The 15785-nt window shown below is 73.2% G+C and carries 7 protein-coding genes; 1 reads left to right on the plus strand and 6 read right to left on the minus strand.

Annotated features, from left to right (window positions below; all coding sequences use genetic code 11):
• Nucleotides 1-53 precede the first annotated feature (53 nt).
• The 4 genes from glgB to ACGFSC_RS23135 form a co-directional block, all read right to left on the minus strand.
• Nucleotides 54-2492 (minus strand): 1,4-alpha-glucan branching protein GlgB, encoded by a 2439-nt coding sequence (gene glgB, locus ACGFSC_RS23120; RefSeq protein ID WP_392863835.1) that lies wholly within the window; start codon nt 2490-2492, stop codon nt 54-56.
• Nucleotides 2493-2553: 61 nt separating this feature from the next.
• The gene (locus ACGFSC_RS23125) at nt 2554-4044 is read right to left on the minus strand and encodes a maltokinase (protein WP_359901409.1); all 1491 of its coding nucleotides are present in this window, start codon (nt 4042-4044) and stop codon (nt 2554-2556) included.
• A 250-nt stretch (nt 4045-4294) separates the two neighbouring features.
• The gene (gene treS, locus ACGFSC_RS23130; RefSeq protein ID WP_359901412.1) at nt 4295-6019 is read right to left on the minus strand and encodes a maltose alpha-D-glucosyltransferase; all 1725 of its coding nucleotides are present in this window, start codon (nt 6017-6019) and stop codon (nt 4295-4297) included.
• Complete coding sequence (locus ACGFSC_RS23135) at nt 6016-7971, minus strand: alpha-1,4-glucan--maltose-1-phosphate maltosyltransferase (protein WP_359901567.1); 1956 nt, start codon at nt 7969-7971, stop codon at nt 6016-6018. The genes treS and ACGFSC_RS23135 overlap by 4 nt, the downstream gene beginning before the upstream one ends.
• 1115 nt (nt 7972-9086) lie before the next feature.
• Between ACGFSC_RS23135 and glgP the strand changes: the two genes are divergently transcribed.
• Nucleotides 9087-11765, plus strand: a complete 2679-nt coding sequence (gene glgP / locus ACGFSC_RS23140) for an alpha-glucan family phosphorylase (protein WP_359901415.1) — start codon at nt 9087-9089, stop codon at nt 11763-11765.
• 167 nt (nt 11766-11932) lie between these two features.
• Here glgP and ACGFSC_RS23145 read toward each other — a convergent pair whose 3' ends face one another.
• Together ACGFSC_RS23145 and ACGFSC_RS23150 are read right to left on the minus strand one after the other, a co-directional pair.
• Nucleotides 11933-13780 carry an ABC transporter ATP-binding protein gene (locus ACGFSC_RS23145; protein ID WP_359901418.1) on the minus strand — a complete coding sequence of 616 codons (1848 nt, stop codon included), beginning with the start codon at nt 13778-13780 and terminating at the stop codon, nt 11933-11935.
• Complete coding sequence (locus tag ACGFSC_RS23150; RefSeq protein ID WP_359901421.1) at nt 13777-15672, minus strand: ABC transporter ATP-binding protein; 1896 nt, start codon at nt 15670-15672, stop codon at nt 13777-13779. The genes ACGFSC_RS23145 and ACGFSC_RS23150 overlap by 4 nt, the downstream gene beginning before the upstream one ends.
• Nucleotides 15673-15785 lie beyond the last annotated feature (113 nt).

Genomic DNA, 15785 nt, shown 5'->3' on the forward strand with positions numbered 1-15785 from the left:
GGTGGGGCGGGCACCCGGGGCCTCGTCGTGCGCGGCCCCCGGCCGCGCGGCGCTCAGCGGGCGGGGCGGAGCCAGACGGTGGAGAGCGGGGGGAGGACCAGTTCGGCGGAGCGGGGCTGGCCGTCCCACTCCACCGGCTCGGCCTTGACCGGGTGGGAGTTGCCGACGCCGCTGCCGCCGTACTCCTCGGCGTCGGTGTTCAGTGCCTCCTCCCAGAGCTGCTCGCGGCCCGCCAGCCGGGGCAGGCCGACCCGGTGCCCGTGCCGGACGACCGGCGAGAAGTTGCAGACCGCGACCAGCGGCGTGCCGTCGGCCGCGTACCGGACGAAGGAGAGCAGGTTGTCCTCGGCGGCGCCGCCGTCGAGCCAGCGGAAGCCGTCCGGGACGGTGTCCAGCTCCCACAGCGCCGGGGTGTCGAGGTAGCACCGGTTGAGGTCGCCGACCAGCCGGCGCACCCCGAGGTGGTCCCGGTGGGCCGGCCACTGCTCGTCGAGCACCCACCACTGCGGGCCCTGCTCGTGGTCCCACTCCGCGCCCTGGGCGAACTCCTGCCCCATGAACAGCAGTTGCTTGCCCGGGTGGGACCACATGAAGCCGAGGTAGGCGCGGTGGTTGGCGCGCTGCTGCCACCAGTCACCGGGCATCTTGGAGACCAGCGCCTGCTTGCCGTGCACCACCTCGTCGTGGGAGATCGGCAGGACGTAGTTCTCCGAGTAGGCGTACACCATCGAGAAGGTGATCTCGTTGTGGTGGTACTTGCGGTGCACCGGCTCCTTGGAGATGTAGACCAGCGAGTCGTGCATCCAGCCCATGTTCCACTTCAGCCCGAAGCCGAGGCCGCCGGCGTCGGTGGGCCGGGTGACCCCGTCCCAGGCGGTGGACTCCTCGGCGATGGTGATCACGCCCGGGCAGCGGCGGTAGACGGTGGCGTTCATCTCCTGGAGGAAGGAGGCCGCGTCGAGGTTCTCCCGGCCGCCGTACTGGTTGGGCGTCCAGTCGCCGCCCTCCCGGGAGTAGTCGAGGTAGAGCATCGAGGCGACGGCGTCCACCCGCAGGCCGTCGATGTGGAACTCCTCGCACCAGTACACCGCGTTGGCGACCAGGAAGTTGCGCACCTCCTTGCGGCCGTAGTCGAACTCCAGCGTCCCCCAGTCCGGGTGCTCGGCGCGCAGCGGGTCGGCCGGCTCGTACAGCGGCTCGCCGTCGAAGCGGGCGAGCGCGAAGTCGTCCTTGGGGAAGTGCGCGGGCACCCAGTCGACGATCACGCCGATGCCGTGCCGGTGCAGGGTGTCCACCAGGTGGCGGAAGTCGTCGGGGCCGCCGAGCCGGGCGGTGGGGGCGTAGTAGCCGGACACCTGGTAGCCCCAGGAGCCGCCGAAGGGGTGCTCCATCACCGGCATGAACTCCACGTGGGTGAAGTTCAACTCCTTGAGGTAGCGCGGCAGTTCCTCGGCGATGGCGCGGTAGGTGGTGAGGTCCGGGCGCCAGGACGGCAGGTGCAGCTCGTACACCGACATCGGTGCCCGGTGGTGCGCGGAGCGGGCCCGGCGGGCCATCCACTCGCCGTCCTGCCACGTGTGGTCGGAGGAGGTGACCACCGAGGCGGTGCCGGGCGGGCACTGGGCGGCCCGGGCGAGCGGGTCGGCCTTGTCCAGCACCCAGCCCTGCCGGGTGTGCACCTCGTACTTGTAGGTGGCGCCCTCGGCCAGGCCGGGGACGAACAGCTCCCAGATCCCGGACGAGCCGAGCGAGCGCATCGGGTGCCCGGTGCCGTTCCAGTGGTTGAAGTCGCCGATCAGCCGCACCCCGGCGGCGTTCGGCGCCCAGACCGCGAAGGCGGTGCCGGCCACCCCGTCGACGGTGCGCACGTGCGAGCCGAGCGCCCGCCACAGCTGTTCGTGCCGGCCCTCGGAGATCAGGTGCAGGTCGAGTTCGCCGAGGGTGGGCGGGGTGCGGTAGCCGTCGTGCTGGCGCAGCGGCTCGCCGTCGGGGTACGTCACCAGCAGGGTGTAGTCCGGCGGATCGCCGCCGGCCACCAGGCCGGTGAACAGTCCGCCCTGCTGGTGGGTGAGTTCGGCCGGGCCCTGGGTGGTCTCCACGACCACCCGTTCGGCGAACGGGCGCAGCACCCGGATCGCCGTGCCGCCGAGCACCGGGTGTGCGCCGAGCAGGGCGTGCGGGTCGTGGTGCTGCCCGCCGACCAGCCGGTCCACCTCGGACGGCGGCAACGGTGCCTCGGGCAGCCGCAGCGCCCCGGAGGGGGCCGGGCGTCCGGCCTCCCGGGGTTCTCCGGCGCCGGACCGGGGGGCGGGCCGGGGGGTGGGCGGAGGCTCGGAGGCGGTCCCGGCGTCCTCCTCCTCGGTCGCCCGGCGCGCTTCGCGGTCGTGGCCGGCGCGCCCTTCGGCCGCCCGCCCTTCGGCTGGGAGCGGTCCGGCCAGGAAGGTGGCCGGTACGGTGCGGGTGGGGCGGCCGGTCGGGTCGATCGGCGTCACGGCGGGGTCCTCCTGCGACGGGGGTGGGCGAACTCCTGCGGGCGGTACAGGAAGCGAGGGGTCAGACGGACAGGGCCAGCCGGTTGATCGCGGCCAGCGGGATCGGCAGCCAGCTCGGCCGGTGCCGGGCCTCGTACACCACCTCGTACACCGCCTTGTCGATCTCCAGCGCGCGCATCAGCTCCGGCGAGGCGGCCGGGTCGGCGCCGCCGCCGGCGGTGTAGCCGGCGCAGTAGGCGGTGCGGTTGCGCTGGGCCCAGGCGGCGGCCAGGTGGGCCAGCTCCGGGTCGACCGGGCCGCCGGCCAGCAGGTGGGCGGCCGCGTAGTCGAAGGAGCGCAGCATCGCGGCGACGTCGCGCAGGGCCGGCTGCGGTTCGCGGCGCTCGTTGACGGACTTGGCCGGCTCGCCCTCGAAGTCCAGCAGCACCCAGCCGTGCGGGGTGCGCATCGCCTGTCCGAGGTGCAGGTCGCCGTGGATGCGCTGGACCGGCAGACCGTCCGGGTGGGCGTCGGCGAGCTGCTGGAAGGCGGCGCGCAGCGCGGCCCGGAAGCGCAGCAGCCCGGGGACGGCGGCCACGGCGCTGTCCAGCCGGTCGGCCATCGCGCCGGCCAGGCGTCCGGTCTGGGTGCGGTCGAGCCGGGCGACCGGCATCGAGCGGGCCAGCACCCGGTGCACCTCGGCGGTGGCCCGGCCGAGCCGGTGCGCCTCGATGGCGAAGTTGCCCGGGGACCGGTCGCCCTTGAGCCGGCCGACCTGGTCGAGGGCCAGTTCCCAGCCGTCCTCGGCGTCCGGCAGGTAGCGCTGCAGCAGTCCGAGGGTGGCGGGCTCGGCGCGTTCCATCCGGCTCTCGAACCAGGCGGCGACCCGGGGGATGCGGGTGGACCCGGCCCGGGAGAGCGCGAGCGAGAGTTCGAGGTCGGGGTTGGTGCCGGGGTGGATGCGGCGGAACAGCTTGAGGATGTACGAGGTGCCGTAGATGACCGAGCTGTTGGACTGCTCGGCGGTGGAGGCGCGGCCGGGGAGGTTGGCGGGCAGCCCCGAGCCGGGGGTGCGGCGGAAGGACAGCGCGCCGAAGCGGTCGCCGGTGGCCAGGTGTTCCAGCAGCCGCCCGGTGAGTTCCGGGTCGTGCACCGCGTCGTAGAGGGTCGCGCCGTCGTACGGGCCCTGGCTGAGCCGGCCGAGCACGGCGCCGGGCCCGATGTCCCCGAGCCCGCCGGAGCGGATGCCGAGCAGCAGTTGGTAGATGTCGCCGTGCGGGGCGCCGGCCGTGGTGGCGTGCTCGACCCGTAGCAACAGGTGGAGCAGGGCCGGGTCGCCGACCTGCAGCGGGGTGCCGACCACCGGGGTGAGGCCGGTGATGGGCCGCCCCTTGCCGGCGTACCAGCGCTGGGTGGGCAGCCACGCCGCGATCAGCGGCAGGGCCGCCTGGACGAGTTCGCTGACGCCCAGGGCGGTTCTCCGGACCCCGGCGCCCCGGGTGCCCGCCGCGGCGGCGGAACCGGCGGGGGCGCCGTCCTGGAGGTGGGCTTGAGAACGGGAGGTTTCGGACATGGCTCCCTTTCCCCGGAAGCACGCGGACTGCCCGACGGGTCGTGGCCGGGTCCGTCAGTCTTCCGGATTGCGGCGGCGCGGCGGTCGCGGCACGCGAGCACGGCTCGGGTGTCACGCCTTCGTGTGGGTGGCCGTTGGGCTGTTCTCCGTACGCGGTGGTGCAGAGAACTCCGGGGGCGCGGGGTTCAACTCGCGCCCCCGGAGGGTCTGATGGTGCTGTTCACGCTGGTGTGCGGCGTGCGGCGGATCGTTACTTCGATCGCCTGGTCCCGCTCAGGCGCGGGGGCTGCCGGAGCTGGAACCAGTAGAAGCCGTGCCCGGCCAGGGTGAGCAGGTAGGGCCACTCGCCGATCGACGGGAAGCGCACCCCGCCGATCAGCTCGACCGGATACCGCCCGCCGTACTGCCGCAGGTCCAGCTCGGTCGGCTGCGCGAACCGCGAGAAGTTGTTCACGCACATGACCAGGTCCCCCTCGTGCTCGCGCACGAAGGCCAGTACGGCGGGGTTGCTGGAGGGCAGTTCGGCGTAGCTGCCGAGGCCGAACGCCGGATTGAGCTTGCGGATCTCGATCATGCGACGCGTCCAGTGCAGCAGCGAACTCGAACTGCTCTGCTGCGCCTCGACGTTGGTCACCTGATAGCCGTACACCGGGTCCATGATGGGCGGCAGACTGAGCCTGCCCGGGTCGGCGGAGGAGAAACCCGCGTTGCGGTCCGGGGTCCACTGCATCGGGGTGCGCACGCCGTCCCGGTCGCCGAGCCAGATGTTGTCGCCCATGCCGATCTCGTCCCCGTAGTAGAGCACCGGGGAGCCGGGCAGGGAGAGCAGCAGGGCGGTGAACAGCTCGATCTGGTTGCGGTCGTTCTCCAGCAGCGGGGCGAGCCGGCGGCGGATGCCCACGTTGGCGCGCATCCGCGGGTCCTTGGCGTACTCCGCGTACATGTAGTCGCGCTCCTCGTCGGTGACCATCTCCAGGGTCAGCTCGTCGTGGTTGCGCAGGAAGATCCCCCACTGGCAGCCGCCGGGGATCTGCGGGGTCTTGGCGAGGATCTCCGACACCGGGTAGCGGGACTCCCGGCGCACCGCCATGAAGATCCGCGGCATCACCGGGAAGTGGAACGCCATGTGGCACTCGTCGCCGCCGGAGGCGAAGTCGCCGAAGTAGTCGACGACGTCCTCCGGCCACTGGTTCGCCTCGGCGAGCAGCACGGTGTCCGGGTAGTTGGCGTCGATCTCCTTGCGGACCCGTTGGAGGAACTCGTGGGTCTCCGGCAGGTTCTCGCAGTTGGTGCCCTCGCGGGCGAACAGGTACGGCACCGCGTCCAGCCGGAAGCCGTCGATGCCGAGGTCGAGCCAGAACCGCAGCCCGGCGATCATCTCGTCCTGGACCCGGGGGTTGTCGTAGTTGAGATCCGGCTGGTGCGAGAAGAAGCGGTGCCAGAAGTACTGCTTGCGGACGGGGTCGTAGGTCCAGTTGGACGTCTCGGTGTCGACGAAGATGATCCGGGCGTCCGGGTACTGCTTGTCGTCGTCGGCCCACATGTAGAAGTCGCCGTACGGCCCGTCCGGGTCCGTCCGGGAGGCCTGGAACCACGGGTGCTGGTCGCTGGTGTGGTTCATGACGAAGTCGATGACGATGCGCATGCCGCGGGCGTGGGCGGCGTCGACGAACTCCATGAAGTCGGCGAGGTCGCCGAACTCCGGCAGCACCGAGGTGTAGTCGGACACGTCGTACCCGCCGTCGCGCAGGGGCGAGGCGAAGAACGGGGGGAGCCAGAGGCAGTCGATCCCGAGCCACTGGAGGTAGTCGAGCTTGGCCGTGAGCCCCTTGAGGTCCCCGACCCCGTCGCCGTTGCTGTCCTGGAAGGACCGCACCAGCACCTCGTAGAAGACCGCACGCTTGAACCAGTCGGGGTCGAGCGTCTTCTTCGAGGTCTCGGGGAAGGTGTCGGGGACGGGCTCGTTCACTGTCACGCTGGGTTCCTCCGAACCGTGAGGAGGTGAGCCGGCTCGGCTGAGGGATCGAGCCGGACGTAGTTGTGCCGGCCCCAGGTGAAGACGGCGCCGGTGAGCTCGTCGTGCACCGCGTACGGGCCGTCGCCGTCCAGCGTGACGGTGGCCTCCTGGACGTGGTGCGGGTCGAGGTTCACCACGGTGATGACCTGGTCGGTGAGCCCCTCGGGGGTGGTCGCGGTCTTGGAGTAGGCGAGCACCTGGTCGTTGTCGGTGGGGTGGAAGCGCAGGTCGCGCAGCTGCTGGAGGGCGGGGTGGCGGCGGCGCAGCCGGTTCAGCACGGTCAGCAGCGGGGCCAGGGTGTCGGTGCGGCTCCAGTCGCGCGGGCGCAGTTCGTACTTCTCCGAGTGCAGGTACTCCTCGGAGCCCGGGTGGGCCGGCTCGTCCTCGTACAGCTCGTAGCCGGCGTAGACGCCGTAGCTGGGGGAGAGGGTGGCGGCGAGCACCGCGCGGACCGCGAAGGCGGCCCGGCCGCCGTGCTGGAGGTACGCGTGCAGGATGTCCGGGGTGTTGGCGAAGAAGTTGGGCCGCATGTAGGCGGCGGCGTCACCGGTGAGTTCGGTGAGGTACTCGGTGAGTTCCGGTTTGGTGGTGCGCCAGGTGAAGTACGTGTACGACTGGTGGAATCCGATCTTCGCCAGGGTGTGCATCATCGCCGGGCGGGTGAAGGCCTCCGCCAGGAACACGACGTCGGGGTCGGTCCGGGCGACGTCGGCGAGCACGTTCTCCCAGAACGCCACCGGTTTGGTGTGCGGGTTGTCGACCCGGAAGATCCGGATGCCGTGGGACATCCAGAACCGGAGGATCCGGATGGTTTCCTTGACGATTCCGTCCATGTCCTGGTCGAAGTTGACCGGAAAGATGTCCTGGTACTTCTTCGGCGGATTCTCGGCGTACGCGATGGTGCCGTCCGCGCGGTGGCTGAACCATTCCGGGTGCTTGTTCACCCAGGGGTGGTCGGGGGAGCACTGGAGGGCGAAGTCCAGCGCCACCTCCAGGTGCAGCGCCCGGGCCTCGGCGACGAAGTGGTCGAAGTCCTCGATGGTGCCGAGGTCCGGGTGGACCGCGTCGTGGCCGCCCTCGGGGGAGCCGATCGCCCAGGGCGAGCCGACGTCGTGCGGACCGGCCGTCAGGGTGTTCTCCGGCCCCTTGCGGAAGGCTCGGCCGATCGGGTGGACCGGCGGCAGGTAGACCACGTCGAAGCCCATCGCGGCGACGGCCGGCAGCCGCTCGGCGGCGGTGCGCAGGTTGCCCGGGCGCGGCGGCTCGACGCCGGCCGGGTCCACCACGGCGCCCTCCGAGCGGGGGAAGAACTCGTACCAGGAGCCGAACAGCGCGCGTTCGCGGTCCACCTGGAGCGGCAGCGGGCGGGAGGCGCTGAGCAGCTCGCGCAGCGGGTGGCGGACCAGCACGTCGAGCACCTCGGGGGCGAGCGCGGCGGCCAGCCGGGACAGCGGCGGCAGGGTCGGGTCGCGCAGCGCGTCGGCGGCGGCCAGCACGTCGGCGCGGCCCTCCTTCTTGGGCACCCCGGCCGCGGCCCGCTCCAGCAGCCGGGCGCCCTCCTCCAGGACCAGCGCGGTGTCGATCCCGGCGGGCAGCTTCACCGCGGCGGTCCTGCGCCAGGTGGCGACCGGGTCGCTCCACGCCTCCACCAGGTACGACCAGCGCCCGGGCGCGGTCGGGGTGACGTACGCGCCCCAGCGGTCGGTGCCCTCGGCCAGTTCGCGCATCGGCGTCCACGGGCCGCTGCGGCCGCGCGGGTCGCGCAGCACCACGTTGGCGTTGACGGCGTCGTGGCCCTCGCGGAAGACGGTCGCGGTGACCGGGAAGGTCTCGCCGACGACGGCCTTGGCCGGGCGGCGGCCGGCGTCGACGAGGGGACTGACGTCCAGGACGGGGATGCGGCCGATCACGGTGTCGCTCTCTGTCGTCTTGCGGGCGGAGGGCTTGGCGGAGGGCTTGGTGGAGGGCTTGGCGGCGGCCTTGCCGACGGTCCTCCCGGCGGGTTCGGCCGCGGTCCGGCGGGCGGTCGCCGGTTCGGCGGGCGCCTTGGCCGCGGCCGTCCGGCGGCGCGGCGCGGGATCGGCCCCGGTGCCGGCCTTCGGGGTGGTGGCCGACGCGGTGGCGGTGGTGCGGCGCGTGGTGGTGCGCCGGCGGGGCGCCGCGGTCCGGTCCTCCTCGCTCCCGGGGTGTCGGGTCGCGGAGGGCTGTGCCGCGGGGGGCTGGGCTTCGGAGGATCCGCCACCGACCGCCCCGGACGCCCTCGGCGCCGGCATCGCCGGATCTGTCCGAGTGTCAGAATCCATCCGTCCGGCGGATTCCGCGACCGCTGCGTCGAGGCCTTCGGCCACCGGTGTGGACTGGTCCCGCGTGTCGCCGTGCATGCCAAGCTCCTGCCCGAGATCGGCGGCAGCTCCCCGCGGGCCGGGGTCGGGCCGGGGGAGTACCGGAGGACTGCTGGGTGGGGAGGACGTGCCACCGGAGCCTGCCCGCGCCGCTGTTCCCGGCAACCTGCCCGGCGCCCGCCGAGCCGGTGGTGGGACGCCCCGGAGCCCGTGTACGTCCCGGCGCACGCCTGCGCGGGCCACGCCCCGGCCGACCCGGTCCACCCGTGAACGAGCGGGCCGGGCGTCAGGACACGCGTCCGTGCGCGGTGAGCGCCGAATGGGCTAAGAAGGACGGGAACGGCCAACGCGAAAAGGATTCGGACGTGCTGCTTCGCGGGGGACGCCACCCGTCGTCGCTCTCCCCACAGCACCAACGACCTTCGGTCATCCTCGCACCGGCGACAAGGTTTTTGCAGCGGTACGACAGTAGTTTCGGGCCTTCTCCCGGGTGGACGGGCCCCCGGAAATGGAGTCGTACCGAAGAGTTCACGTATTGGTAGCGCGGGCCCCCGAAATGTGCGCCTCGCGCGCCCCTCGTGCAGACCAATGCGCCGAATGCGATCTCATCAATAGCCCGAACGGATGCCCAATAGCCCACTTGACGCACTGTCGGGCCGACCGCCGAGGCTACGCTTCACGCCGTGAAGGCAATCCGCAGATTCACCGTCCGCACCGTCCTGCCCGAACAACTCCAGCCGTTGCACGAGCTGGCCCTCAACCTGCGCTGGTCCTGGCACCCCGAGACCAGGGACCTCTTCCGGTCCGTGGACCCGGAGGTCTGGGCCGCGACCGGCGAGGACCCGGTACGGCTGCTCGGGGACGTCCCGGCCGCCCGACTGGCCGCACTCGCCACGGACCGGCGCTTCCTGCGCAGACTCGGCGACCTCGCCGACGACCTGCGCGAGTACCTCACCGGCCCCCGCTGGTACCAGAACCAACAGCAGTCCGACGCCGCCCCGCTGCCCGCCGCGATCGCCTACTTCTCGCCCGAGTACGGCATCGCCGCCGCGCTGCCCCAGTACTCCGGCGGACTCGGCATCCTGGCCGGCGACCACCTCAAGGCCGCCAGCGACCTCGGCGTGCCGGTCGTCGGCGTCGGCCTGTTCTACCGGCACGGCTACTTCCGGCAGTCCCTGAGCCGGGACGGCTGGCAGCAGGAGCGCTATCCGCTGCTCGATCCGGACGAACTCGCGGTCAGCCTGCTGCGGGAGGCCGACGGCACCCCCGGCCGGGTCGACCTCGCCCTGCCCGGCGGCCGCACCCTGGCCGCCCACATCTGGAAGGCCCAGGTCGGGCGGGTCCCGCTGCTGCTGCTCGACTCCGACATCGAGGCCAACTCGCCGGCCGAGCGGGACGTCACCGACCGGCTGTACGGCGGCGGCAGCGAGCACCGGCTGCTCCAGGAGATGCTGCTCGGCATCGGCGGCGTCCGGGCCGTGCGCACCTACTGCCGGCTCACCGGGCACCCCGCCCCCGACGTCTTCCACACCAACGAGGGCCACGCCGGCTTCCTCGGCGTCGAACGCATCCGCGAACTGATCGCCGACGGCCGGGCCGGCCTCGACTTCGCCGCCGCCCTGGAGGCCGTCCGGGCCGGCACCCTCTTCACCACCCACACGCCCGTCCCGGCCGGCATCGACCGCTTCGACCGCGAGCTGGTCGCCCGCCACTTCGGCGGCGACGCCACGCTGCCGGGCGTACCGGTCGACCAGGTGCTCGCGCTCGGCGCCGAGAGCTGGCCCGACGGGGACCCGAAGCTCTTCAACATGGCCGCCATGGGCCTGCGGCTCGCCCAGCGCGCCAACGGGGTCTCCACCCTGCACGGCGAGGTCAGCCGCTCGATGTTCAACGGCCTGTGGCCCGGCTTCGACCCCGCGGAGGTGCCGATCACCTCGGTCACCAACGGCGTGCACGCCGCCACCTGGATCGACCCGGCGGTGGTCCGGCTCGGCGCCGCCGAACTCGGCGCCGAGCGCGCCGAGGAGGCGATGACCACCGGCGAGACCCGGCGCTGGAGCGGACTGGAACGCATCGGCAACACCGAGGTCTGGGAGCTGCGGCGCACCCTGCGGGCCCAGCTGGTGGAGGAGGCCCGCCGCCGGCTGCACGACTCCTGGCGCCGGCGCGGGGCCGGCGCGGCCGAGCTCGGCTGGGTCTCCTCGGTGCTCGACCCCGACGTGCTCACCATCGGCTTCGCCCGCCGGGTGCCCTCGTACAAGCGGCTCACCCTGATGCTGCGCGACCCGGAGCGGCTGCGCGGACTGCTGCTGCACCCCACCCGGCCGGTGCAGATCGTCGTCGCCGGCAAGGCCCACCCGGCCGACGACGGCGGCAAGCGGCTGATCCAGCAGATGGTCGCCTTCGCCGACGACCCGGCGGTGCGGCACCGGATCGTCTTCCTGCCGGACTACGACATGGCGATGGCCCAGCGCCTCTACCCGGGCTGCGACGTCTGGCTGAACAACCCGCTGCGCCCGCTGGAGGCCTGCGGCACCTCCGGGATGAAGGCCGCGCTCAACGGCTGCCTCAACCTGTCCGTCCTGGACGGCTGGTGGGACGAGTGGTTCGACGGCCGCAACGGCTGGGCGATCCCCACCGCCGACGAGAGCGGCGGGGCGCTCGACCCGGACAGCGGCGAGGCCGAGCGGCGCGACGACATCGAGGCGGCCGCGCTCTACGACCTGATCGAGAACCAGGTCGCCGCCCGGTTCTACGACCGGGACGCCGACGGGCTGCCGCAGCAGTGGATCGCCATGGTCCGGCACACCCTGGTCACCCTCGGGCCCAAGGTGCTGGCCGGGCGGATGGTCCGGGAGTACGTCGAACGGCTGTACGCCCCGGCGGCGCAGGCCCAGCGGGAGCTGGCGGGGCAGCACGCGACCGGGCGGTTCACGGGCGCGCGCGAGCTGGCGGTCTGGAAGGCGAAGGTCCGGGAGGCGTGGCCGGCCGTCCGGGTCGAGCACGTCGAGGCGGACTGCCCGGCCGAGGCGCAGGAGCTGGGCAGCTCGCTGGCGCTGCGGGTGCAGGTCGCGCTCGGGACGCTGGAACCGGGCGACGTCGAGGTGCAGGCGGTCTCCGGCCGGGTGGACGAACGGGACCGGATCTCGGACGCCTGCCTGCTCGCCCTCAAGCCGGTCGGCGGTCCGGACCTGGACGGCCGCACCCGGTACGAGGGCTCGTTGGAGCTGTGCCGGACCGGCCCGTTCGGCTACACCGTCCGGGTGCTGCCCGCGCACCCCCGGCTGGCCTCGCCGGCCGAGCTGGGGCTGGTCGCCCTGCCGGCCGAGTCGGCCGGGATGGACGCCGGACTGCTGCGCTGACCCCGCGGGCGGCTGCCGTGCGTCCCGGCGGGGACGGCGGCGGCCCGCGGGGCGGCCGTGAACCGCGGCCGCGGCCGGGCCCGTAGGTCCGGTCGGGAAGTGGGGAGGCCCGGCCGGGTGCGTGACGGCGCACCCGGGCGGGCACATTCATGGGGGCCCGGAGGGCCCTAGACCAGGCTGTCCCGCCAGGCCCGGTGGAGGGCGGCGAAACGGCCGGAGCCGTCGATCAGCTCCTGTGGGGAGCCATCTTCCACGATCCGGCCCTGATCCATCACCAGGACACGGTCGGCGATCTCCACGGTGGAGAGCCGGTGGGCGATGATCACCGCCGTCCGGCCGGCCAGCACGGTGCGCATCGCCCGCTGCACGGCCTGCTCCCCGGGGACGTCCAGCGAGCTGGTCGCCTCGTCCAGGATCAGCACCGCCGGGTCGGCCAGCAGGGCGCGGGCGAAGGCCACCAGCTGGCGCTGGCCGGCCGAGATCCGGCCGCCGCGCTTGCGCACGTCGGTGTCGAAGCCGTCCGGCAGGGCGGCGATGAACCCGTACGCGCCGATGTCGCGGGCGGCCTGCTCGACCTCCGCGCGGGTGGCGCCGGGGCGGCCGATCGCGATGTTCTCGGCGACGGTGCCGGAGAACAGGAAGGACTCCTGGGTGACCATCACCACCCCGCGCCGCAGCTCGGGGGTGGCCAGGTCGCGCAGCTCCACGCCGTCCAGCCGGATCCGGCCGTCGGTCGGGTCGTAGAAGCGGGCCAGCAGCTTGGCGACCGTCGACTTGCCCGCGCCGGTCGCGCCGACCACCGCCACCGTCTGCCCGGCCGGGATCGACAGGTCGAAGGGCGGCAGCACCTCCTTGCCGGTCCGGTAGGCGAAGCGGGTGCCCTCGAAGGCCACCGCCCGGCCCTTGCCGTCGGCCCGGGGCAGCTCGACGGGCTCGGCCGGCTCGGCGACGGTCGGCTCGTGGGCGAGCAGGCCGGAGATCTTCTCCAGGGCGGCGGCGGCCGACTGGTAGCTGTTCAGGAACATCGCCAGCTGGTCGATCGGGTCGAAGAGCCGGCGCAGGTAGAGCGCGAAGGCGGTGAGCACGCCCAGCTCCAGCGCGTCGTCCACGACCAGGTAGGCGCCGAGCAGCACCACGCCGGTGGTCCACAGGTTGGCGGTGGCGCGGGAGAGGCCGACGTAGCGGGCGATCTCCAGCAGGCCGTCCGCCGTCGCGGTGGCGGACTGCTGGTTGACCACGGCGAAGGCGGCGTCGTTGGCCTTCTCGCGGCGGAAGGCCTGCACCGGACGGATGCCGTTCATGGTCTCGGTGAAGCGGACGATCAGCGAGGCCGCCGAGGTGCGCGAGCGCCGGTAGACCCGGCGCGAGCGGTGACGGAAGGAGCGGGCGATCAGGGCCAGCGGCAGGAAGGCCGCCAGCGAGACCAGGCCGAGCCGCCAGTCCAGCACCAGCAGCAGCACCGAGATGTAGCAGACCGACAGGAAGACCGTCAGCAGTTCCTGCAGGCCCTCGGAGAGCAGCTCGCGCAGCGCGTCGATGTCGCTGGTGGCGCGGGAGATGATCCGGCCCGAGGTGTAGCGCTCGTGGAAGTCCAGGCTGAGCCGCTGGGCGTGCCGGAAGATCCGGCCGCGCAGCTCCAGCACGATGTCCTGGTTGACCCGGGCGCTGATCTTGATGAAGGCCCACTGCAGCACCGGGCTGAGCAGCGCGCAGAACAGGTAGGCCGCGACCACCGCGATCAGCGGGCCGGAGTCGTGCTCGCGCAGCGCCGGGATGCCGCGGTCCATCGCCACCGCGACCAGCAGCGGCCCGGACTGGAGCGCGGCCTGCTGGACCAGGATGATCACCATCGCGATGGTGATCCGGGCCCGGTGCGGGCCGAGCAGCGAGCGCAGCAGCGCCCGGGGAGCACCCGGCGGGACGGGGATGTCCTCCTCGTCGGCGGGAGGCGCGGGCAGCTCCTCCTCGGCCGGCTCGGCGGGCCCGGTCCGGACGGGTTCGGCGGTGGTGGTCATGCGTGCCCTCCATTCGACGCGAGGGAGCCCTCGGGCACCGGGGCGGCCTCGCCCGACATCAGTTCTCGGTAGTGCGCGCAGTCGCGCAGCAGCTCCTGGTGGGTGCCGACGGCCGCGATCCGGCCGTCGGCCAGCACCGCGACCCGGTCGGCGAGCAGCACGGTGCTGGGGCGGTGGGCGACGACCAGGGCGGTGGTGGTGCCGAGGACCTCGCGCAGCGCCCGCTCGACCAGGGCCTCGGTGTGCACGTCCAGGGCGGAGAGCGGGTCGTCCAGCACCAGGAAGGCCGGGTCGCCGACCACCGCGCGGGCCAGCGCGAGGCGCTGGCGCTGGCCGCCGGACAGGCTCAGCCCCTGCTCGCCGACCTCGGTGTCCGGGCCCTGCGGGAGCTTCTCGACGAAGCCGGCCTGGGCGGTGGCGAGGGCGGTGCGCAGCTGCTCCTCGCCGGCGCCCGGGGCGCCCATCAGGACGTTCTCCCGGACGGTGGCGGAGAACAGGGTGGGCTCCTCGAAGGCGACCGCGACGAGTTCGCGCAGCCGCTGCCGGGGCAGCTCGCGGACGTCCCGGCCGTCCAGCGTGATGGTGCCGGCGGTGGCGTCGTACAGCCGGGGGAGCAGGGCGGTGAGCGTGGTCTTGCCGCTGCCGGTGGCGCCGACCAGGGCCATCGTCTCGCCGCTGCGGACGTGCAGGTCGATGCCGGCCAGCAGGTCGGGGCTGTCCCCGGGGGCGTCGGGGTAGCGGAAGCGGACGCCGGTGAAGCGGATGCCGTCCGCGGCGGCGAGTTCGGCGGCGGTGCCCGGGTCCGGGGTCTCCGGCTCGTCCATCACTTCGAAGAAGCGGTCGGTGGCGGTGGCCGCGTCGTTGCCGTAGGCGAGCAGCCAGCCGAGCGACTCGACGGGCCAGCGCAGCGCGAGCGCGGTGGAGAGGAAGGCGACCAGGGTGCCGGCGCTCAGGCCGTCGTTCGCCACCAGGTAGGCGCCGACGGCGAGGGCGCAGCCCAGCGCGATCTCCGGCAGGCCGACGGTGATCGCCCACAGGTTGGCGAGCAGGTGCGCCTTGCGCAGCTCGGTGCGGCGCAGCTCCTGGGACTGGGCGCGGAAGCGCTCGGCCATCGAGCGGTGGCGGCCGAAGGCCTTGAGGATGCGGATGCCGAGGACGGACTCCTCGACCACGGTGGCGAGGTCCCCGTTCTGGTCCTGGGCGCGCCGGGTGGCGCCGGAGTAGCCGGTCTCGAACCGCCGGGTGACCACGAACAGCGGGACGACCGGGATCAGGGCGATCAGGGCGAGCCGCCAGTCCTGGGTGAACATCAGTACCGTGCCGGCCAGGAACATCACCGAGTTGACGATCAGGAAGACCAGCGGGAAGGCCAGGAACAGCCGCATGGTGTACATGTCGGCGGTGGCCCGGGAGAGCAACTGGCCGGAGCCCCAGCGGTCGTGGAAGGAGACCGGCAGCCGCTGGAGCTTGGCGAAGAGGTCCCCGCGCATCGCCGTCTCCAGCCCGGCCAGCGGGCGGGCCAGCACCACCCGGCGGGTGTAGAACAGCGCCGACTCGACCAGGCCGAGGATCAGCAGCAGGCCGACCAGGGGCCAGAGGCCGGCGAGGTCGCGCTCGGCGACCGGGCCGTCCACGATCCGGCCGAGGACCACCGGGACGGCGAGGGTGCTCAGCATGGCGAGCGTCGCGGCCGTCACCGAGACGGCCAGCCGGCCGCGGACGGCGCGGGCGTACGGCCACAGGCGCAGCAGGGAGCGGACCGCGGAGTGCCGCGGCCCGGTCCCGGTCCGGCCGGTTCCGTCGGGTTCGCCGGTTCTGCCGGGCTCCCCGGGGCCGTCGGTTCGGGGGCTTCCCTGGGGCGGGTTGTCGTGGTCCTGCCTGTTCTCGGCCATCGCGGTGAGGGTAGGCACAGAGCCCGTCACTTCTCATCCGGTTTTTCGCGCCTGTCGGTGCGGCCCGCCGAGAACCGGCCACCCGAATGGCCGGGTTGGGCGCCAAGGACGGG

Origin of the sequence: Kitasatospora sp. NPDC048715 (genome assembly GCF_043198905.1) — a bacterium.
In the GTDB taxonomy this organism is placed as follows: domain Bacteria; phylum Actinomycetota; class Actinomycetes; order Streptomycetales; family Streptomycetaceae; genus Kitasatospora; species Kitasatospora lactacystinica.

Coding starts and splice junctions, on each gene's coding strand:
- ACGFSC_RS23125 (WP_359901409.1), bottom strand. CDS start 4,044: ATGTCCGAAACCTCCCGTTCTCAAGCCCACCTCCAGGACGGCGCCCCC.
- ACGFSC_RS23145 (WP_359901418.1), bottom strand. CDS start 13,780: ATGACCACCACCGCCGAACCCGTCCGGACCGGGCCCGCCGAGCCGGCC.
- ACGFSC_RS23150 (WP_359901421.1), bottom strand. CDS start 15,672: ATGGCCGAGAACAGGCAGGACCACGACAACCCGCCCCAGGGAAGCCCC.